The organism is Aquabacterium sp. A7-Y, from assembly GCF_026153205.1.
Classification (GTDB): domain Bacteria; phylum Pseudomonadota; class Gammaproteobacteria; order Burkholderiales; family Burkholderiaceae_C; genus Caldimonas.
The window spans coordinates 55512-75618 of sequence record NZ_JAPFBW010000019.1; the positions used below are offsets into that span (position 1 = coordinate 55512).

21 protein-coding genes are annotated in these 20107 nt (G+C 65.8%); 12 read left to right on the forward strand and 9 right to left on the reverse strand.

Going from position 1 to position 20107, the window contains the following annotated elements:
* The first annotated feature begins 233 nt into the window (after positions 1-233).
* The 6 genes from OOT46_RS17665 to OOT46_RS17675 all read left to right on the forward strand — a co-directional run bounded on the left by OOT46_RS17665 (position 234) and on the right by OOT46_RS17675 (position 3925).
* A complete protein-coding gene (locus tag OOT46_RS17665) occupies positions 234-1526 on the forward strand; it encodes a PEP-CTERM sorting domain-containing protein (RefSeq protein WP_265404943.1) in 1293 nt (430 codons plus the stop codon).
* 135 nt (positions 1527-1661) lie between these two features.
* Positions 1662-2060 (forward strand): transposase, encoded by a 399-nt coding sequence (locus OOT46_RS30960; RefSeq protein ID WP_416136216.1) that lies wholly within the window; start codon positions 1662-1664, stop codon positions 2058-2060.
* On the forward strand, positions 1997-2545 hold the full coding sequence (gene tnpB / locus OOT46_RS30965; RefSeq protein ID WP_416136213.1) for an IS66 family insertion sequence element accessory protein TnpB: 549 nt from the start codon (positions 1997-1999) through the stop codon (positions 2543-2545). Before OOT46_RS30960 ends, tnpB begins: the two co-directional genes overlap by 64 nt.
* Before the next feature lie 29 nt (positions 2546-2574).
* On the forward strand, positions 2575-3162 hold the full coding sequence (locus tag OOT46_RS30970; protein ID WP_416136214.1) for an IS66 family transposase: 588 nt from the start codon (positions 2575-2577) through the stop codon (positions 3160-3162).
* Positions 3116-3370: a transposase domain-containing protein gene (locus tag OOT46_RS30975; RefSeq protein WP_416136215.1), complete on the forward strand. Its 255-nt coding sequence runs from the start codon at positions 3116-3118 to the stop codon at positions 3368-3370. The genes OOT46_RS30970 and OOT46_RS30975 overlap by 47 nt, the downstream gene beginning before the upstream one ends.
* Before the next feature lie 99 nt (positions 3371-3469).
* Positions 3470-3925, forward strand: coding sequence for a GNAT family N-acetyltransferase (locus OOT46_RS17675; protein ID WP_265404944.1), 456 nt, complete (start codon positions 3470-3472; stop codon positions 3923-3925).
* Between the two features lie 192 nt (positions 3926-4117).
* Here OOT46_RS17675 and OOT46_RS17680 read toward each other — a convergent pair whose 3' ends face one another.
* Complete coding sequence (locus tag OOT46_RS17680; protein ID WP_265404945.1) at positions 4118-5320, reverse strand: trans-sulfuration enzyme family protein; 1203 nt, start codon at positions 5318-5320, stop codon at positions 4118-4120.
* Positions 5321-5396: 76 nt separating this feature from the next.
* Positions 5397-5549 carry a hypothetical protein gene (locus tag OOT46_RS17685; protein ID WP_265404946.1) on the reverse strand — a complete coding sequence of 51 codons (153 nt, stop codon included), beginning with the start codon at positions 5547-5549 and terminating at the stop codon, positions 5397-5399.
* 125 nt (positions 5550-5674) lie between these two features.
* Between OOT46_RS17685 and OOT46_RS17690 the strand changes: the two genes are divergently transcribed.
* Complete coding sequence (locus OOT46_RS17690) at positions 5675-6448, forward strand: AraC family transcriptional regulator (protein ID WP_265404947.1); 774 nt, start codon at positions 5675-5677, stop codon at positions 6446-6448.
* Positions 6449-7076: 628 nt separating this feature from the next.
* The gene (locus tag OOT46_RS17695) at positions 7077-8234 is read left to right on the forward strand and encodes an ABC transporter substrate-binding protein (RefSeq protein ID WP_265404948.1); all 1158 of its coding nucleotides are present in this window, start codon (positions 7077-7079) and stop codon (positions 8232-8234) included.
* Between the two features lie 354 nt (positions 8235-8588).
* Here OOT46_RS17695 and OOT46_RS17700 read toward each other — a convergent pair whose 3' ends face one another.
* Positions 8589-9095, reverse strand: coding sequence for a hypothetical protein (locus OOT46_RS17700; protein ID WP_265404949.1), 507 nt, complete (start codon positions 9093-9095; stop codon positions 8589-8591).
* A gap of 573 nt (positions 9096-9668) precedes the next feature.
* Between OOT46_RS17700 and OOT46_RS17705 the strand changes: the two genes are divergently transcribed.
* The gene (locus OOT46_RS17705; RefSeq protein ID WP_265404950.1) at positions 9669-10583 is read left to right on the forward strand and encodes an SAM-dependent methyltransferase; all 915 of its coding nucleotides are present in this window, start codon (positions 9669-9671) and stop codon (positions 10581-10583) included.
* Between the two features lie 237 nt (positions 10584-10820).
* On the opposite strand, the gene OOT46_RS17710 is transcribed toward OOT46_RS17705, so the two are convergent.
* Positions 10821-12302: a cytochrome P450 gene (locus OOT46_RS17710; protein WP_265404951.1), complete on the reverse strand. Its 1482-nt coding sequence runs from the start codon at positions 12300-12302 to the stop codon at positions 10821-10823.
* Positions 12303-12857: 555 nt separating this feature from the next.
* Between OOT46_RS17710 and OOT46_RS17715 the strand changes: the two genes are divergently transcribed.
* The 3 genes from OOT46_RS17715 (at position 12858) to OOT46_RS17725 (ending at position 16042) form a co-directional block, all read left to right on the forward strand.
* Positions 12858-13256 carry a nuclear transport factor 2 family protein gene (locus OOT46_RS17715; protein WP_265404952.1) on the forward strand — a complete coding sequence of 133 codons (399 nt, stop codon included), beginning with the start codon at positions 12858-12860 and terminating at the stop codon, positions 13254-13256.
* A gap of 171 nt (positions 13257-13427) precedes the next feature.
* Positions 13428-14411 (forward strand): DUF2157 domain-containing protein, encoded by a 984-nt coding sequence (locus OOT46_RS17720; RefSeq protein WP_265404953.1) that lies wholly within the window; start codon positions 13428-13430, stop codon positions 14409-14411.
* Positions 14408-16042 carry a GDYXXLXY domain-containing protein gene (locus OOT46_RS17725; RefSeq protein ID WP_265404954.1) on the forward strand — a complete coding sequence of 545 codons (1635 nt, stop codon included), beginning with the start codon at positions 14408-14410 and terminating at the stop codon, positions 16040-16042. Before OOT46_RS17720 ends, OOT46_RS17725 begins: the two co-directional genes overlap by 4 nt.
* 103 nt (positions 16043-16145) lie before the next feature.
* On the opposite strand, the gene OOT46_RS17730 is transcribed toward OOT46_RS17725, so the two are convergent.
* The 5 genes from OOT46_RS17730 to OOT46_RS17750 form a co-directional block, all read right to left on the reverse strand.
* On the reverse strand, positions 16146-17033 hold the full coding sequence (locus tag OOT46_RS17730) for a LysR family transcriptional regulator (protein WP_265404955.1): 888 nt from the start codon (positions 17031-17033) through the stop codon (positions 16146-16148).
* Between the two features lie 54 nt (positions 17034-17087).
* A complete protein-coding gene (locus OOT46_RS17735) occupies positions 17088-18038 on the reverse strand; it encodes an MBL fold metallo-hydrolase (protein WP_265404956.1) in 951 nt (316 codons plus the stop codon).
* Positions 18039-18282: 244 nt separating this feature from the next.
* Entirely contained in the window at positions 18283-18807 is a 525-nt protein-coding gene (locus OOT46_RS17740) for a hypothetical protein (RefSeq protein ID WP_265404957.1), read from the reverse strand.
* Positions 18808-19097: 290 nt separating this feature from the next.
* Positions 19098-19484: an RDD family protein gene (locus OOT46_RS17745; protein WP_265404958.1), complete on the reverse strand. Its 387-nt coding sequence runs from the start codon at positions 19482-19484 to the stop codon at positions 19098-19100.
* Positions 19469-20077: a sterol desaturase family protein gene (locus tag OOT46_RS17750; RefSeq protein WP_265404959.1), complete on the reverse strand. Its 609-nt coding sequence runs from the start codon at positions 20075-20077 to the stop codon at positions 19469-19471. The genes OOT46_RS17745 and OOT46_RS17750 overlap by 16 nt, the downstream gene beginning before the upstream one ends.
* Positions 20078-20107: the final 30 nt, after the last annotated feature.

Below are 20107 nucleotides of genomic sequence, written 5' to 3' on the forward strand. Positions count from 1 at the left end.
TGAAACATAGTCGGTCCGGGGGAACTCCGCTCCCCCGGATTTGGGGAGCTGGCGGGGGCGTCGAAGGTGGCATGACCCCGGGGTGGCTTGCGGGTTTCTGGGGCGGTTGGCATCGATTGAAATTCCGACCTCGGTCGCCGAGACTGGTTGGCGGACCCGACCGGAAAACGACACCGCTGCCGCTGTCGCAAGCAGCTGCCACATCTCGTACCCACCTTCCTGGAGGGCAAGATATGAGGCTCACGCAATCCGCCGTCTCGATCGCCCTGGCGCTGGCCGCTCCCTCTGTGCTCGCCGCCACCTTGCCGAGGTTCCGAATGCAAGTGCTGGGGCCACCGCCTCTGAACGAGGCGATCGGCCCTGCTGCGGTCGACATGAACAACCACGGCGAGGTTGTTGGCCATGGACATTTTCGATACGCTCCGGAGCAGGAGCAACATGCCTTGTACTGGCGGGGCGGCAAGGCGAGCTTCTTGAAGAGACCGCTTGAGAAGGAGGAGGCCGGGCAAAACCCCTTCGAGGTTGCCGGCTTTGGGATCAACGACCGCGGCAGCATCGTCGGCAAGGCCTACGCGCCCTATGACCAGGGTCTCGGTCGTGCATTGATGTGGCCCTCCAGCAATGCTGTGCCGCAATCGCTGCCGCCGACCCCGCATCTGTACGACGTCGCGACCGAGATCAACAATCGGGGCACGATCGCTGGACAGTCGGAGCGCGACCCATTCGTTCACACTGCTCCCGTCAGTACGTTCTTGTGGCGCCATGGCCGAGCGCTCACGCTGTGGAACGATACCGATGGCGATCCGCACAACCTGGTGCGGTACAAGGGTGCGAAAGTCACCGACCTCAATGAAAACGACGAGGTGGTGGGGACGGTCCGGGTCCCTCAGAAGGAGGACCCTTATCGCCCCTACTGGATCTCACGCAACCAGGCGATGTACTGGGGCGGCGATGCTGCGGTCCAACTGCGCAGCGGCATCGACGGCTGGGAGTTCACCAACGCCAATGCCATCAACGATGCCGGCGTCATCGTCGGCGCCGCTGCCGATATCGGGCCGGACGACTTCTTCGCGACGGCGACGCGAGCGGTCACGTGGAAGGACGGCGTGATGAGTTTTCTGCCCGGCACACAGGCGGCAGAGGCAAGCGCCGCCTTCGACATCAACGAGCACGGCTGGATCGTGGGTGATATCGCGGGGGACGCCGTGTTGTGGATGGACAACCGGGCTGCGAGCCTTGAATCGCTCGTCGATTCTCCCGGTGGACGCTGGGACCTGCAGGCCGCCACTGTGGTGAACGAGGCTGGCCAGATTCTCGTGAGCGGGCTCACCGAAGACGGGCTCGTTGGCTACGCAGTCCTCACCCAGGTGCCGGAGCCGGGCTCCGTGGTGCTCGCGCTGACAGGCCTTGGCATGGTGGGGGCCGGATGCCGTCAACGCTCGCACCGTCCCAAGGACGGTCGCCATCCCTCTATGCCCGGGTCGTCCCGCGCGCGACGTGCGCCCTTCATTGTTCTTGATCTTTGAATGGTTTTATCGGGGGATGGTGATTTATTGCCAGTTGTCCTCCCAATAAGCTGCTTCTCATCTCTCACTCAAGGAGCCGCTTATGACACGCAAGATTAAAGGCCCTTCCTCCTCACACAGGCGCTACTGCCGCTGATCGCCTACGACGAGCAGGCCAAGACTGAGTTGGTTGCGCTGTGCGCAGCACCAGGCGCATCGGTGTCGCGCCTGGCGCGCGAATGCGGCGTGAACGCGAACCAGTTGAGTCGCTGGGTGCGTGAGAACGCCGAACGCCGGCAACGTGCGCTCGCTGCGCCGGCTGTGCCTGCGCAAGCGGCAGTCGTGCCGATGACGATGGAGATGTCGACGCGCAGCCCGGCGGAGCCGACGATATGCGTTCACGCGCGGCAGCCCAACGGCGTGGTCGTGGAGCTGGGAGGCTGCGACCTAATCCAGGCCGGCCAGGTCATCGAAGTCCTCGGGAGGATGCGGTGTTCCGTCTCGACGAAGGGCCCAAGGTCTACTTGCACCGTGAGCCCATCGACTTCCGGCTGAACATCAACGGCCTGTCGGTGCTGGTGGAGCAGGGCCTCGGCCTGGACGCGTTCGCGTCATGCGTGTACGTGTTCAGCAACCGGCGGCGCAACCAGGTGAAGATCCTGGGCTGGGATCGAAACGGCTTCTGGCTGCTGCTCAAGCGCCTGGACAAGCGGCAGCTGTTCGCCGCCAAGAGCGAGGTCAGCGGCCTGCACCAGATGGACATGTTCTTCAACGAGGCCGAGGCCGAGGGCGCTTCGACCCAGGCAGCCGCTGAAGAGACCGACGACGACAAGATCGACGTCCCCGCCCACAAGCGTGCCAAGCGCGGCCCTAAGGCGCTGGATCCGGCGCTGCCGCGCGAGGTGGTGCGCCACGAGCTGCCCGAAGGCGAGCGCGTGTGCCCGCACGACGGCACACGCCTGAGCGAGATCGGCGTGGAGGTCAGCGAGCAGTTGGACATCGTGCCGCAGCAGGTGCGCGTGATCGCCACGAGCGGGTGAAGTACGCGTGCCCGTGTTGCGACGGCGGCATGCGCCTGGCGGCCAAGCCGCCGCAGGTGATCCCCAAGGGCCTGCTCAGCGAGGCGGCGCTGGCGTGGGTCATCACCTCCAGGTACCTCGCCAGCCTGCCGCTGTACCGCCAAGCGGCGCTGCTGGGCCGCTTCGGCGGCACGGACGTGTCGCGCAACACGCTGGCAGCCAGCGTCGTGAAGGTGGGCCAGGCGGTGCAGCCGGTCATCAACCTGATGCGCGACCAGTTGCTGGACTCGCCGCTGGTGTTCGGGGACGAGACCGAAGTGCAGGTGCTCAAGGAGCCGGGACGCAAGGCGCAGGTCAAGAGCTACATGTGGGTGCAGATGAGCGAAGCGTCAGGCATCGAAGGCACCGGGCCGCCGATCCGGATGTTCGCCTACTCGCCCAGCCGCAGCACCCAGACAGCCCGGCAGTTGTATGCCGGCCTGCGCAAGGCCGGCGTGCTGATGACCGGCGGCTACGAGCCCTACGAAGCGATCGCCAGGGAGCACGACCTCATGCACCTTGGATGCTGGGCCCATTGCCGGCGGGCGGTACGTGAACGACGCCCTGCAGGCGCTGCCCAAGGACAAGCGCGGCCCTGAGCAACTGACGATGCGGCTAATAGAGCTGATCGGCAAGCTCGCCGACACCGTCGCCGGTGCCCACGCAAGCGCCTACCTGTACTCGCTGCTGCAGACCTGCCGGGTCAACGGTATCGACGGCTACCGGTACCTACGAGTCCTGTTCATCGAGCTGCCGAAGGCGAAGACGGTCGATGACTACGCCGCGTTGCTGCCGTGGCGACTTTGACAGGCTGGTGCCGAGCCGTCTGACAAAGCCCTCGTCTGAGATACTGACTGGAACCCTGTCTCCGAATCGTCCGCGCAACGTCGGACTCATGGACCGCTCATGAATGTCGCTCTTGAATCGCCGAAACAGCCAGAGGTCGTGAAACTTATAGCCGACTTGGATGCCTACCAAGATACGCTGTATCCCGCTGAAGCGCGCTATGCGCTTGATCTCGACTCCTTGGCGCTTCCCAATGTACTGTTCGCCGTCGCGCGCGCCGACGAAGGCCTCGCCACCGGATGCGGTGCAATCGTCCTCAACGACAGCTACGGCGAAATCAAGCGCATGTTCGTCCGTCCAGAGGCTCGTAGAAATGGCACCGCGAGGCAAATCATCAAATTCCTGGAGGCAAGTGCCCGTTCTCAGGGCTGCCGAACACTCTTGCTAGAAACGGGCCCATATCAGCCAGAGGCACTGGCGTTTTACGCCAAGCAAGGCTATGAGCGATGCGGACCATTCGGCGACTACCCTGACCATCCGCTGAGCGTCTTCATGCGGAAGCAGCTTGCTTCGTGACTGTCAACCATGGCTGGCCCACAAGGCCGTGGTCTATTGATCGCTTACCAAGAAGCAGCACCACCAACGCGAGGATGTGCCGCCCCAAGATGACCTTTTCGACCCTGCTGCGCCTGTGCTTGCGCGTTGCCAGTGTGTTCAGCCGCATCGTTGTCTCCCTTGTTGTTGGCAAGTCCGCGCGCGCGGCGCCGGCTAAGCGCCGATGTGCGCGAGCGCAGCCCACAGGTCGTCGCACAGGTCTTGCGGGGCCTCCAAGCCGATGTGCAGGCGCACCAAGCGGCCTTCGTTCGGCTGTACCGGCAAGGCACGCAAGTGGTGGGCGATGGCGGGCATCACCAGGCTCTCGAAACCGCCCCAACTTGTGCCCAGCCCGAACAGTTGGAGGCCGTTTATGAAGCGCTCGAAGGCAGGTTCGCTGCACGATGCCAGCTCGACCGTGAACGGGCCAGGTGCACCCGTGAATTGCCGCTTCCACAGCGCATGCCCAGGGTCCGAGGCCAGGGCAGGAAACAGCACCTGCTTTATCTGGGGTTGCTCTTGCAGCCAGGACGCAACTGCGATGGCACTGGCGTGGTGCCTGTGCATCCGCAGGGCCAGGGTTCGCATGCCGCGCAGAGCCAGCGCGTACGAGTCGGCCGACACATGGGTGCCGTTGCGGTCGCACCACGCGCGCGTGGACTGCAAGGCTTCATAGGAGCCCGTGATCAAGCCGAGCATCACGTCGGAATGGCCGTTGATGTACTTGGTCGCCGCGTGGATCGAGATGGCGATGCCGAGCGCGTGCGCATTGAAGAACACCGGTGTGCCCCAGGTTGAATCGCACGCGACCGGAATGCCCTTGCTCGCGGCGAACCCGCAGACCGCCGCCACGTCGATCATGCGCATCGTCAGCGACGAGGGCACCTCGATGAACACCAGGCTGGCCCGCTCGGTCAGCTTGGACTTCAAGCTGTCCACGCTGTCGAAGTAGTCGATGTTGCACTGGAGCGGGGTCAGGACCTTGTCGCACAGGGCCTGCGTCGGCCCGTAGACGCCTTCCTGCACCAAAATCTGCCCGCCCACCTGGGCGTGCGCGCCGAGCACTGCGGCAATGGCGCTCAGGCCCGAGGGCGTCGCGATGCAGGTCTGCGCGCCGCAGATGCCCGCCATGGCGGCCTGCAACTCGAAGTTGGTCGATGTGCCCGAGCGGCCGTAGCGCGGCGACTCGAACACCACGCCCTTGTACGAGTCCTTGAACTCGGCCAAGGTCTGGAACACTGTGGTCGATGCCCGAACCACGGGCGGATTGACCGAGTTCACCGCCACGCTGGATTCGCGGCCGAGGTGGGTCAGCGCCGTGTCCAACTGCCAGGCTTGGTCGACCGGCGCTTTGCCGGGTTGCTGTTCGTTCGTCATGGTTCGATGGGTGGTAGGTTGGTCGGTGGTCAGCGTGCGACCGCGCGCCGGCGGGTGTTGGGCAGGAAGACCGTGGTCAAGCCGAGCAGGGGGAGGAAAAAAACGAGCTGGTAGACCCACACAATGCCGTAAGGCCTGCGGCTGCACCGACGATGCGGACGATGAAGCTTTGCAGCTTGGCGGTGGTCAAGCTCTCGGTGGCTCCGACATTGACGGTCTTGGTTGACATGAACGTGGCTCTGGGAAATGTTGGCGGCTGGCACAAAACGTGTGGCTGCACCGGGAGGCTCGAGGTTACGGCTGTACGAGAAGTCCGTCTCCCGACATCCCGCCAGAAGCTGTAGAGTTCCCGACATGGAACATTGCGGCCCCAAGAAGCACCTCGATTTCCACAACCATCCTCGCCCGCTGGTGGCGATGGAGAACCGCTGGGCTGCGGGCACCTCGACCGGCTGGCACTCGCATCCCCGAGGTCAATTGCTCTACGCGACCGAGGGCGTCATGGTCATTCACTCGGACGTGGGCTCATGGGTGGTGCCACCGAACCGTGCCCTGTGGATGGTGGCGGGGTTGCGCCACAGCGTCACCATGTCGGGCGACGTGCTCATGCGTACGGCCTACGTGGACGAGACGGTCGTCAAGCGCTTGCCAAAGGCAAGCTGCGTCATCAACGTGTCGCCGCTGCTGCGTGAGTTGCTGGTGGAGGCCCTGCGCCTTCCTGTCACGGGCGAACTGTCGCCACGGGACAAACGCCTCATCGGCCTGCTGATCGACGAACTTCGTGTGTCCAGCACGGTCGCGCTGCACCTTCCCATGCCGAGCGACGACAGGCTGCGGCCCATCTGCAATGCGCTGATCGCGCGGCCCGACGACCAGGCCAGCGCGACCGAATGGGCGCAGACCATCGGCGTGGGCGAACGCACCCTGCAACGCCGGTTCGCCAAGGGCACCGGCATGACCTTTTCGCAGTGGCGTGAGCAGGCGCGGCTGCTGGCCGCTCTGACTGCCATCGCGCAGGGTCGGAAGGTCATCGACGTTGCCCTGGACTGCGGCTACTCCAGCCACAGTGCGTTCACAGCGATGTTCCGGCGGCATTTCGGCTTGCCACCGTCAGCGTTCTACCAGTAGCGCGCTGGGCAGTTCCGCAAGCCGTGCCGTCACAGATTGGAAGGCTCGATAGTCCGGCACCGCGCTCGTTTGGCACCTTGTCTCACACTTCGACAGCTTCCCGCCGCTTGCTGCCGCAATATGTTCTGAGAACAAGTGTCTCAGACTGGCATGACCGAGACCAGTTGCCGGCTGCACAACGTCGACCCGTACACCTGCTTCGTTGACGTGCTGCAGCGCGTGGGCCAGCACCCGGCATCGTGCGCAGCCCCACTCACCCCAGGGCTGTAGAAGCAGAACTTCGCCAGCAACCCCCTGCGATCGGACCTCTACAACGTCACCGCCGCGCGGCGAACAACGCCGTCCAGTTACCGCTTACCGTCCGCGTCCAGCGTGGCCGCTTACACCAAGCTCGTGACGCCGAACGGATGTCAGCCCGAGAGCTTGCTGTCGGCCACAGCGGCCTCTTCTTAACTCGCCCATAGAGGAGGCGGGAAATCCCCATTGCAAGTTTTTGTGTCCTGATGCAACTTCCGCTGGCGTTGGATTTTTTCCTCGTCTCGGCTGCGCCGAGGCAAGGAACAGCGTCTTGTCGCGAGCGCAGACCGCCGCCGACGAGGATCGTGCGGGGCTGAAGGAGAACTTGCGAATGGACCGTCGTCGATTTGTCAGCCGGCTTACCGGAGCAGCTACCGCGCTGGGCACGGCCTCTTGGGTCGGCGGCAGCTGGGCAGCCGATGGGGCTCTGTCGGCCACCCACATCACCATCGGCAGTTCGCTGGCCCTGAGCGGGATGCTGGGCGGCTCCGGCGCTGACTATGTCAATGGCATGAAGGCCGCCTTCGAGGTGGTGAACCGCAACGGCGGCATCCATGGCCGCGAGTTGCGGCTGCAGGCCTTGGACGACGGCTACGTGCCGGCACGGACCGCCGCCAATGTCAAACAGATGCTCGACAGTGGCCAGGTGTTCTCGCTGATCTCCATCATGGGCACGGCCAACAATGCCGCGGTGCTGCCGATGATCGAGCAGCAGGGGGTGCCCTGTGTGGGGCCGATCACCGGCGCCGGCTCGCTGCGCCATGCCAAGCAGCGTTGGGTCTTTTACGTGCGCCCCAGCTACCAGGACGAAGTGCTGCGCGTTGTGCCGCAGTTGGTCCAGATGGGCCTGCAAGGCATCGGCATCGTCTACCTCGACAACCCGTTCGGCAAGGAAGTGCTCGAGGCGGCCGAGCGCACCTTGAGCAACAACAAGCTGCAGGCGGTGGGTGCCTTCGCCCTGGCGGTCGACGGCAGCAATGCCAGCCAGGTGGCTCAGCAGGTGTTCGACGCCAGGGCCGGCGCAGTGCTGATGGGCACGACCGGCGGTGCGACGACCAAGCTCGTATTGGCCCTGCGCGGCAAGGCGGCGGCGCTCCCTCTGCTGGGCGTGTCGGTGGCAGTGACCGCCGCAGAGGTGCCCAAGCTGGGCAGGGCAGCGCAAGGCATCGCCCAGGCGCTCGTGTTTCCCGACGCGAGCAGTGCAAAGTCGGCGGCGGTCCGCAACTTTCACAGCGCGCTGCGCACCGCCAAGCTCGACAACGGCGAGGCGAAGTCCGTCGAAAGCTGGATCAACGCCCAACTGCTCATCGAGGGGCTGCGCCGTGCCGGCCGCGACCTGACGCGCGAGAGGCTGCGTGCCGCCTTGGCGGGCATCCGGGAGTTGGACGTGGGCGAGTTCATGCTGGGGTTCCAGGGCAGCGCGCCTTTTGTCGCCTCGAACTCCATCAAGATCGGGGTGTTTGACGAGGGCGGGCGCCTGCGGGCTTGAGCCGGCGTGGCAGTCGCCCAGCGCCGCCGATACAGGCGGCCCCTGGCCCCGGGCCCTTGGTCGCATAGAACGAAGTGCAGCCGCGCCACCAGTCGCCCCTGTAGGTGGAGCGTGGTAGGCGATGGCGGTGGCGGCCGGTGCGGGCGCGGCGACGAAGGCCAGAGTGGCCGCTGCAAGCAGGGCAACGATCGAGCGCTACCGTCCGGCACAGGTGGCCAACGGCAACACGTGTCCGCACGACATGGGCTCCAGCAGGCGTGAAGTGCTGCCCACCCAGTCGTAGGCGTCCTGCCATGTCACCTCACCTCATCTCAGTGTGAGGGCAGCCTTGGGATATCGTTCATGTTCCGCGTATCACTTTGGTGCTGTGTGTGCGGGCTTCGCGTCGCCGGGAGGATGGGAGATCGGGTCGAGCGCGGCCCGAGCGTACTCCTGTCGGGCGCGTTGGTGGGGGCAGGGCTGCCAGGACAGCTCGGCAGCCTGCAGGTCGACGGTATAGGTGTCGGCATGCAGGGGAAAGGCCTCGAAGCGTGTCTCGTCACCTTCCAGTGTGAGGCATGTGGCGTCGAAGTACAGCGCGCTGCCATCCGCGTCGACCCAGCAGCATCGGCGCTGCAGGTCCACCACGTAGCTCGGCGTGCCCAGGTGCCCTTGCAGGCAGACATACCGCCCGCTGGCATCGCGCAGGCCCCGCTTCAGCCAGACGGCCAGTGCCGGCGCACGGACGTCGTCGCCCAACAGCACCCGCGCGGCGTCTTGCACCCAGGGCTGCAGGTCTGAGGGCGGCGTCGGCACTTCGGGTCGCCGAGCTTGCAGACGCAGTGCTGCGCGCAGCCGTGCCAGTGCTCGTGCAAGCCACATCGTCCAAGTTCCTTTCGATCGAAAGCGTCGCCTGCCGACGCCTCGACATCATGCCGCCTGAAGTTCGTCGATGTGGCGCACGCATCCGCGCCGAGCGGGCCCGATACCTGCGGGCAAGGTGTGATGAAAGGGCGCGGCCGGCCGCGTCGCCGGTCGAGCAGCGACGGCCGCCATGAAATCGCCACCGGCCGGCCGGCGCGAGTGGCGGCCCAAGGACCAATGACCAATGACCAATGACCAATGACCAATGACCAATGACCAATGACCAATGACCAATGACCAATGACGGCGGGGCCGATTCTGCGGTTTACAGGGTTCTCAGGCTAGATCCTTTTGAACAGTATTCAATAGCTTGCTTCACTGGTATTTTTTGCGCAAATTTTTGTCGGCAAAACCAATGGATGACAGCTCCTTGCAGGCTCATTCAATGGGATCACAAATGCCGTCTTCGGTAGAAAAACAGGGCCAAACACCAACGCGGATTCATCCAGTCAACACCCTGGATGGGTTTGTTTCATCTCCACTGTCTTCGGCCTGAATCGCCGGTTCGTTAATCAGTTTGCGGAGGTTTGCATGGAAAGCGCGGGAAGTTTGATCTACAACAACAAGGACTACAGAGAGGTACTTAACAAGCACTTTGTGGCAAGCCGCCACATCCACCAGGGCTTCTTTACTGGTTTGGAGTATGAAGATCGGATAGTATTCAATGGCAGATCCAGTCTGGAGGGTGGGCAGTTCCACCACTCCTTCAGTAAGGTAATTGATGACTTTTTTGCCACCCTCTTCAATCGAGCGCAGGAAAAGTATCTGGAGGAGCTGCTTCATCCGCTGGGCATCAAAGCTGACCATCGCATTCTGGATATCGGGTGCGGAGTCGGGTCGAATGCGATCTGGCTAGCCAGAAAGTATGGTTGCCAGGTTCACTGCATCGACCTGTCGCACGAGAACATTGAAACTGCCCGTCGCTATACAAGGGAAGAAGGGCTCGATCACTTGATCACCTTCGAGTGTATTGATGCGGCAGAGGTGAACTATCCGGATGCTTCATTCGATCATGCATTCTCTGTGGAATGCTTCTATTTCATTGATCAGAAAGAAAAGCTGCTCAAGAAATTACTCAAGCTGCTGAAGGATGATGGCATCTTCGCCATTTCGGATTATGTATTGAAGCGCCGGTGCGGCTATTTCACGCGCTATCTGGTCATGTGCCAATATGGCACATTCAATATTATGCAAACTTCGCTTTATCAGCCGCTGGTGAATTCGGCGGGATTTCAGCGTTGTACGGTGCGGGATGTAACCGCCGACACGATCATCCCTGGACTCAATCTTTTCAAGCTAGAGGATTTCAGAAGTGTTCAGGAGGAGTATCAGGCGCTGGAAGGAAAATGGATGGGTCTGCTGACTACCGCATTGGTCAAACGCTATGCACTCCCATTGGTTGAAGAAGGAAGATATGGCTTGAATTTCTTCCATTGCTATAAGTAGTCGGTCCTGAACGACTCGTTGTCACGCTCTAGCCACGCGTTGTTGGCGCGGCGAGGGCGAAGGCAGTTGCATGGCAAGCCGGGCGACGAGAGCGAAGTAGAGCACCCAAAGGTGCGCCAGGATCATCCTGAGGTTGAGGTGATCCTGCTCAGCGGCCTGAGCCTGCTTGGCTGGCAAGGCCGTCGTCGGCGCCAGACGGCATCCTGACGGGTGGCCGACGCAGGTCGCCGCCTGTCCTCAGGCCTCGCCTGCCTGGGCATGACGCCGCCGGCGCGGCGCCAAACGCATCCTCAAGCCCACCGCCGCCATCCCGATCGCGGTGTGCTCGGTCAGCGGGCGGCCGTCCGGCAGTGCCACCTCGACCAGCTCGAAGTTGCGCGCCAGCATCGCGATCACCATCCGCATCTCGAGCACGGCCAGGTAGCGTCCCGGGCACAGCCGCGGCCCCGAGCCGAAGGGCATCGACAGCCGCTTGGCCGTCGGGGCGGCGGCCGCCCCGGGATCGCTCAGCCAGCGCTCCGGCCGGAACTCGCCCGCCTGCTCGACGCGCTCTTCGTCGATGGCTCCCTTGCGCATCAGACACCAGACCGAAGTGCCCTTCGGGATCGCCACATCGCCGACGACCGTGTCTTCGTTCGCTTCGGCCCGGCTGATTGGCGCCACCGGGTGCAGCCGCATGGCCTCGTGAATGCAGCCCTCGATGTAGGGCAAGGTCGTCGCCTGTTCCAAGCTGGGAGGCAGCGCCGCCTCGCCCAGCGCGGCATCGGCCTCCTTGACCACCGCGCGCCAGGCCTCGGGATGGCGGTAGAGCAGCTGCAGGGTCCAGGCCAGCGAATGGGCCGTCGTGTCCTCGCCGGCCAGCAAGGTCGTGAAGACGTTGCCCACCACTTCGTGCTCGGGCATCTCCCGCCCGTCTGCGTCGCGGGCGACCAGCATGGCCTCGATCAGGTTGGGCGGCTTGCGGGCGCGGGCCGGGTCGGCCGCCAGGCGCATGCGGGCCGCAGCGATCAGCTCCCGCACCACCCGGTGGATGGCCTGCACGTCCCGGTCCAGCCGGCGGTCGGCCGGCAGGCGGAGATAGCGCCAGGACGCGAACAGCGCGGCCCTGCGCCGGAAGATGCGCGGCAGGGCCTTGTCCAGGTGAGCGTGCAGTTCGCTATAGCCCTGCTCGACCGTGTTGATGTCGACCCCGAAGGCGAGACCGGCGGTCACGTCCACCGTGTAGCGCATCAGATCGTCCGGCAGATCAAAGGAGCCACCGTCACGCGCTGCCTGCGACCAGCGTCGGCGCAGGCGCTCGGTCACGACGGCGAGCGATGGGAAGAACTGGCGCAGGTGCTCTGGATCGAGCGCCGACATCACCAGGCGGCGCTGGCGCCGCCAGTTGTCGCCTTCTGCGGTGAGCAAGCCGTCGATGCCGACCTCCTTGAACACCTCCTCCGTCTTGTGCCAGCGCCGCCACGTCCCGGGCCGGGCCCGCAGCACCTGCGTGATCGTGTTCGGGTCGGAGATCACCGCCAACGAGGTGCGCCCGAGTCGCAGCCGGTAGACAGGCCCGTAGCGACGCTCCCACTCTTCCAGACGCAGGTGGATGCGCTGTCGGTCGAGCTGCAACAGATTGCCCACCAGCGGCCAGGGCCGGGGACCCGGCAGCTCGTCGATGCGGCGCGTCCGGGCGGGCAGCGGTGGGTCGGGAACTTCGATGTGAATCGTGTCCATGTGAGGTGCTCCTGGTACTTGCCACGTCAAGTGTTCCTGCCGGGCCGTCGCTTGCAAGGCGCCGAAGAGGCAGGAGGACAGGCAGCTTCCCACCCACAACGGCGGAAGCCGAGAGCCTGTGTGAGCAAGGGAATTCACCCTCTACAGGGAGACGCCCCTTGGGCGAAGGCAGTGAGGCTCACGGTGAACGTGTCTTGACGCACCTGGTATGCGGCTGCCGGCGCGACGGCCGCTGGCTGAATGCTGCCGCCCGGTGTGCTGGGGGGTGAGTCTGCACCCCCGCTCACCAAACAGTGCCGCTCAACCGTCGCAGCCCTGGAACGCCATCGCAACAGAGAAGCCAAGCCGTGCGGCCTGGCACCTGCAGACCGGTCTTGACCTCGAGTGCGCTCTAGCCGTTTCAATCCGGTCTCAGGAGCAGACCACGGGCCGCGCGGAGCACAGGCCCTGGGTCTGCTCGACGTCAAGATCGATTTTCGAGCACTGGCCGGACCGCGGGAAACGGCCGCCGCTCGATCCCATGCGTTTTCCCGCGCCGATCCGGAGACTTTCGAGATGAGCCACGACAACAAACAGCTGATGCAAGGAATCTTCGACGAAATGGCCAAGGGCAACGGCCGGCCCTTTGTCGACGCGATGGCCGAGGACTTCTGCTGGAGCATCCCCGGCCAGTCCACCTGGTCGCGCCGCTGGGAGGGCAAACAGGCGGTGGTGAACGACTTGTTCCGGCCCTTGTTCGCGCGTTTCGCCGACACCTACGTCAGCCGGGCGCACCGCTTCATCGCGGAGGGGGACCACGTGGTGGTCCAGTGCCGCGGCGAGGTCACGACCAAAACCGGCAAGCGCTATGACAACGACTACTGCCTGGTGTGCCGGATCGTCGACGGCAAGCTGCGCGAACTGACCGAGTACATGGACACGGAGCTCGCGACGACAGCGCTGGGGGCGCCTTGAGCCCGATTGCACCGGACGGGCAACCCGACGAAGGACCCGCCGGTCGGTGCCGCTTGCGATGGCGGTAGCGTCCGTAGCGACGGCCGGTCTCGCGGAACGATACCGCGGCCTGTGATCGCCGCCGCGCAAGAGGCGCTGCTACGATGCCGACCCAAGCACAGGAGGGCGGCCTTGAACCTGCGTCTGGCACTGTATGAACTCGCGGAGCGGCATCGGCTTGATAGGTCGGAGATGCGGCAATTGCACCGGCTGGCAGGCCTGGCATCGGAGCCGGCCGCGCTGTCGTACTGGCTGCCGCGTGTGACCGCCGTGCTCGCGGCGGCGCTGGGCGGTCTGGGCCTGATCTTCTGGATCGCCGCCAACTGGGAGACCTTGGGTCGCTTCGGCCGCTTCGCGTTGCTGCAGGGCCTCGTGCTCGTGAGCTGCCTGGGAGCGCTGTGGCGACCCGGCGCGCGGGCGCCGCTGGCCGTGCTGGCCTTCCTGGGTGTCGGTGCTCTGTTCGGCTACTTCGGCCAGACCTACCAGACCGGCGCGGATCCGTGGCAGCTGTTCGCGCTTTGGGCGGTGCTGGCGCTGCCCCTGTGTCTGACGGTGCGCAGCGACGTGGTGTGGACACCCTGGGCGCTGGTGGCGATGACGGCCATCTCGCTGTGGGTGCATGCCCACAGTGGACACCGATGGCGGGTCCAGGCTCAGGACCTGCCGGTTCATCTGGCCGGGTGGACGGCCGCCGTCGGACTGGTGGCGGCTCTCGGCCCCGCATTGAGGCGGTACACCGGCGCAGGAATGTGGGCGCAGCGGACGGCCCTCACGCTGGCCGTGGTGGCGATCACGGCGACGGCGCTTGGCGGACTCTTCCACACCGACGTGGCGCCGCACTATGCGCTGGGGACAGCCGTCCTGGCCCTTGCGGCCTTTGTCATGGCCCGGCCGCTCACCTTCGACATCTATGGCCTCAGCGCGGCCGCGCTGGGCTGCAATGTGCTGCTGGTGGCCGGCCTGGCGCGCTGGCTGTTCGACGGGCCGGGCGGCGACGCAGCCGGTGATCTGTTCGTGCTGGGCCTTCTGGCGGCCGGCCTGCTGGCTGGGACCGTCACAGCGGTGCTCGGCCTGGCGCGCCGTCGTGTTGCCGTGGAAGCAGGGAGCCAAGCATGAAAGGCGCGGACCACCTCGATCGCACCTTGCAGGCGGCGATCGCCGCCGGCGTGTTGCCCGCGACGGCCCAGCGTCCCGTGCAGGACGGCCGGCCCTGGCCGGTGCTGCTGCTGACGGCGCTCGGCGCGTGGCTCGCGGCGCTGCCCCTGCTTGGGGTGGCGGGTCTGGTGCTGGATGACCTGCTCCGAGAGGGTGTCGGTCCCTATGTCCTGGGTGTACTGGTGCTCGCGGCCGCCGTCGTCGCACTGCGTGGCCAGGATGTGCCGCTGTTTGTCGAGCAGCTGGCGGTGCCCGCCTTGCTGGTGGGCGGCGGCTTGCTGGGGTTCGGGCTCTTTCGTGACCTGCCGGATCAGGCCGCGGCCGGGGCGCTTGCCGCGGTGGCCGGTGCGCTGGCGTTTCTCGTATCGCATGCTGGGCTGCGGGTGCTCTTGGGGGCCGCCATTGGCACCCTCACGTTCGGGGCCTGCCTGTCGCCCGGCCCAGGGTCCGTACTGGCCGATGCCTGGTGGGCCTGGCATGGCAGCCTGGCTGTCGGGGCCGTCGCGCAAGCCCTGCCGCATGCGCCTTGGAAGCTTCGCGAGAGGCCGCGCTACGCCGCGGTGATGGAAAGCCTGTCGGCCGGGTGGCTGCTTTCGGTGCTGGCGGGACTGTGCTGGTGGTCGGGCACCACCTTGCTCGTCGGGGCCAGCGTCGGCGGAACCGAGGTCGGCGCGGTGGCCGGCGCCGTGGCGCGCAGCTTCACCTCACGCTGGCAGGACGCCGCCCCGAATGCAGGGTCGGTGCTCCTCGCCCTCGCAGCGGCCGGGCTCGGTGCGCTGCGCTGGCGGGCGCTGCGCCAAGGTACGTCCGCCGGCATTGCGGCCGTGTTGCTGGTGCTGGCCTGGTTCGTGCCGGCGCTCGGGGCCATGCTGCTGGCGCTGGCCTGGTGTGCCACCGCCCAGCGCTGGCGACTCGCCACGGCAGCGGCAGTCGGCAGCGCCTGGGTCATCGGCAGCTTCTACTACCAGCTCCACTGGTCGCTGGTCGACAAGGCGGCGGTGCTGGTCTTGAGCGCAGCGGTGCTGGCGGCGCTCGCCTGGCACGCGCACCGCAGCCAAGGCGATGCCGGGTTGCAGGAGAGCGCCCCGGGTCCGGCGGCCCTGCCACGATGGCGGCAGGTCGGCATCGCGTCGACCGCGGCGCTGGTGCTGGTCGTCGCCAACGCCGGCATCTGGCAGAAGGAGCGGCTGATCGGGCAGGGCCAAGCCTTGTACGTGGACCTCGCGCCCGTCGACCCGCGCTCCTTGATGCAAGGGGACTTCATGCAACTGAACTTTCGCTTGCCTGCCGTCGTGGAAGCCCGGCTCGGTGGCCCGGTCTCGCATCGGCGTCCGCGGGTCGTGGCCCGCCGGGACGCGCGAGGAGTCGCCACCTTGCTGCGTCTGGACGAAGGGGCCCCGCTGGCCGCGGGCGAACTGCTCATCGAGCTGACGCCAAAGAACGGCCGATGGGTGCTGGTCAGCGATGCATGGTTTTTCAAGGAAGGCGAAGCGGAGCGCTGGGCCGCGGCGAGGTACGGGGAGTTCCGGGTGGATGCACACGGGCGCGCCTTGCTGGTCGGCCTGCGCGGCGCCAACCTGGAGCGCCTCTAGAGGCGGGCTGCCGCTGCACGCTGCGCAGATGTTTGGGTGTGGCCTTCACCCACTGCCGCTGTGTGCGCGCCGGAGCCGGCCGCTGAGCGATTGCGGGGCCGGCTCAACCTGGCACCGCCATCAAGCCCGCCGGGCTCCATGGCTCGCAGACGCGAAGCACGTCGGCCAGCGTGCCGAGTGCCGTCCCGCTGTACGCCAGCCCCACACGCCGAGTGGCGGCCTGAAGCTCGGGCACATCGCGTCGCACCACCACGTCGTCCCGCACCGACACATGGTGGACCGGCACGATGGTCACACCGAGCCCGGCCGCCACCAGACCCAAGGCCCATTCCTCGTTGTGCACCCGGGCCCGCACGTCGGGAACGATGTGCCGCGCGTTCAGCCCGGCGTGCCAATGCGCCGCCAGCTCGCAATGCGTCCGGTCGATGAAGGCGGTGCCGTGAAGGTCCTGCAAGGTCACGGTCTCCTGCACGGCCAATGGATGGTCGACCGGCACGGCCAGGACATAACACTCCTCCCACAGCGGCATGAAGGTGCGCCCTGCGGGGGCGCAAGACTCGACCGTCAGGCTCGCATCGGCGGCCGACTGGGCGGGCCCCTCGGCCGCTCGGCCCTCATCGCCCAGCACCGTCACCTCCAGCTGAGCCAGCTCGCGCCGAAGGTGACGCAGCAGTTGCGCCACATGAGCGAGGCTCAGCGCAGGATGGATACGCAGGCTCAGCTGAGGTCGGCTGCCGCGGTCCTGGAAGGACTCGACGATGGCATGGGCGTCAGCCAGCAGCTTGCCGCCCAGGCGGAACAGGCGCTGCCCCGCGGCAGTCGGCTGCAGGCCCCGCTGCTGGCGGGTGAACAGGCGCGTGCCCAGCTCTTCCTCGAGCTGGGCGATGGCCGTCGAGATCACGGGTTGTGTCACATGGCATTGGCGCGCGGCGCCGACCGTGGAGCGGGTCTCGAAGGCAGCGCAGAAGTAGCGAAGATTTCGCAGATGCATGGATGCGAATAGCTGTGGTGGTCACGCCGTCATTGCGGGCAGCCGCGCCCGTCCTCACCCTTGCAGTGCAGGAAAGCTCGGCAGCGTCTTGAGCACGTTCTCGTCGTGCGCCGGCACGATGGTGATGTCCGGATGGTGCTTCATGATGTGGTGCAAATGCAGGATGGCCGCCTGGTTGGAGCGCTCGTCGTGGTCGAGCGGCAGGAGGCGGCGCAGCAGCCATGAACGGTCGGCAGCCTGCTGCACGCCTTCAATGGTCCACGTGACATCGCCAGTGAAGAGATAGCTGCGGCCGGAGGGCAGGCGCAACCACAATCCCACTTGGCCTGCCGTGTGTCCTGCCAGCGGCAGCAGCACCACACTGCCGTCGCCGAAGACGTCGTGGCTGGCGGAAAAACCGAGCCGCGGTGGCCCGTCAAACCGCAGGTCGCGCCAGTGACGCACGCCGTCGAACTGACTTTTCAGAAAGGCCGGCGGCTGGCCCCGCTGGGCGTGCTCTCGTTCTTCGGGCGTGACCCACACCTGGGCATCGGGAAAGTCGGGCAGGCCGCTGACATGATCCCAATGCAGGTGCGATGGCACGATGAAACGCACGAGCTCTGGATGCCATCCGGCGCGCTCGAGTTGGTCGAGCGCGGGCAGGAACCCGCTGCGCTCGTACCTGAAGGCGTGACGATGGAATCGATCGTTGACCGCGAACTGCGCGTCCACCTGCCTGCCCAGCCCGCTGTCGTAGAGCATCACGCCGTGCGGGTGACGGATCAGCACGGCGGATTGGGACGGCCGGCGATGTTCGGTCCAGCGGCCGCGCCCCACCAGCAGCGCTTCGGCAGCCCCGCCGGACACGCCGGTTTGCAGGACGCTGAAAGCCAAGGTGGAGGGGGGTCTGGCGGAAGGCAAGGGGTCGGTCACGCCGGCCGGCGGGGGGCCGGCGTGCAAGGGCGCATCGAGGGCATGAAGCGCGGTCGCCCCGGCCGCCACGAATGCGACGAGCGCCGCCAGCAAGATCGTCCCTCGACGGCGCCACCGTGCACCCCGGGGGGGCTCGCTGGCGGCCTGGGATGCGGCGTCCTGTGCAAAAGGGTGGGGAAGGGTCGTCATGGTCGGCCTCGATGTCGTGCCCTGCAGCGTACCGAGGCCTTGGCTATAAGAGAAATTGAATTATCTTCTAGGAATTCAAAGAAACTCGAATATCTCGGGCCAGCATGACGACCTCACCGGCCCGAGGCTGGCAGGGCGGGAGGGCCGATCACAACACGCGCCAGACCGGGAAGGGTCGGCCGCTGGGCGGCCAGGGGCCGGTCAGAGGGTAAAGGCACATGGCCATGATCAGCCCGCTGGCCGGCTGCTTGATCACCCCGGCGACGCCATAGGTGTACTGGGGTGTGTCGGAGCCGGTGAAGAACAACAGAAAGCCGTCGCCCGACGCCGGGTTCGAAGGCAGCCCCGAAAACGTTCCAGCGCGCCACACTGGCCCGGCGGCAGTCGCGAATGAACCGATGAACTGCCCATCGACCCTGGGCACCTGGTCCGCGCGGGTGACCAGCAGGCTCAACTGGATCGCCTGGCCCGGCTCACGCATGTTCCGAGCGGCATACGTGCCGCTCAAGCCTTGGAAGTCATAGGACGCGCCGAGGGGAAAGCCCGCGCATTCCGGGAGCGGTGTCCAGGGAGCGGTCTGCTCGGCGGGTACCTCTGCGGCGAACGAGGGCAGCACGGCAGCAATGGCTACAGCCAGGGCCATGAGGCGGCGAAGCAAGGTGGGAAGCGGCATGTCAGTTCTCCCTCCAGGGATCGACACGGTGCTCGGCTCGGGCCTCGACGAAGCCCGGTCCCCGAGGTGTCCTGCCAGAGGCTATAGCGCTCGGTCACCGCTTCCACAAGGCACGGGCAGACATCGCCAGGGAACGGTTCGTCGAACGATGGGGTCACATGACCCTCATGGCCGGATGCGGCAGCCACCGCCCGTGCCCCTGTCAGCGTGGGCGAGCATCAACAGCCGTACTGTTTCGCGCCCTCACAGTCGCTTTGAGTGAGGCCCCGGTCCAGACGGTTCTGGTTCTATCACCTTGGGGAATGCACGCCGGTGCACCTGACCACCTTGGTCCCCGCTATATAGTCGCCGATGCGGCGTCGTTCTCGTCCCACCAGAGGGACGCAGTCGAACACGCCGAGCACGATCAGGGAAGTGTTGCGGACCAGAGAGCGCCACAAGCCGCAGGGCGCTCCATCACGGACGCGCACGACGGCGATCTTGGTGACTCGCTTGCCAAGGCTCTGACCGCCTGGCAGGGCATCGCACAGCAGCAGGTACAGCACCCAGGCGACCAGCGACCACTCCAGCGAGAAGCCCATGTGACGCATGGTCACGAACACGCCTGTTCCAACGGCGAGCGCGCACAGTCCATCGATGAACTGCCCCGTGAACCGATCCCCTATCGACGCAAGCACGATGGTATTCCCTCACTCCATTCTTCGTTCGTGGCGATCCACCGCTTTGCGCCATCGCGTGCCGGTATCCCTTCGGAAACGAGCGTGGCCTGTTCTCGTGGGTGGAGCCTTGCGCGAATTCTGCCAGCGACAGAAGGAAGGTGAAGTTCGGGCCGAAGCGCTTTCCGTGGCAGAAGTCCTGCTAGTGCGAGGCGGCTGCTCGCCGGCGTCCGAGCCGGGCTGCAGGTGTGAACGTCGCGGCCGCGCAGCATCTCGAACACGCGCGCCTGCCGCTCCGCCGTGAAGCTACAGCGCTCGACGCGCTGCTGGGGGTTGGCGAAGGTGCCGAACGGCAAGTCCCACAGAGGCAGGCCGTCGTTCTGCGCGTGGTGATCGAACTGGTGGTGCACGCGGTGCATCTCGGGTCGCTGCACGTCGTAGTCGAGCCAGCGCGGCGACGCGGTGTCCGAGTGGATGTACGGCTTGAACAGCGACACGAACAGCGGGGCCCAGGCCAGCGAGGCATCCGACTGCTCGAGCACGAGATAGGCCGTTGCGCCGCTCACGAACGTGGCTGCCACCGCATCGAAGGGGTGTGCATAGAACGCCGTCAAGCTCTCAACGTCTTCTCGAAGGTTGGAGCC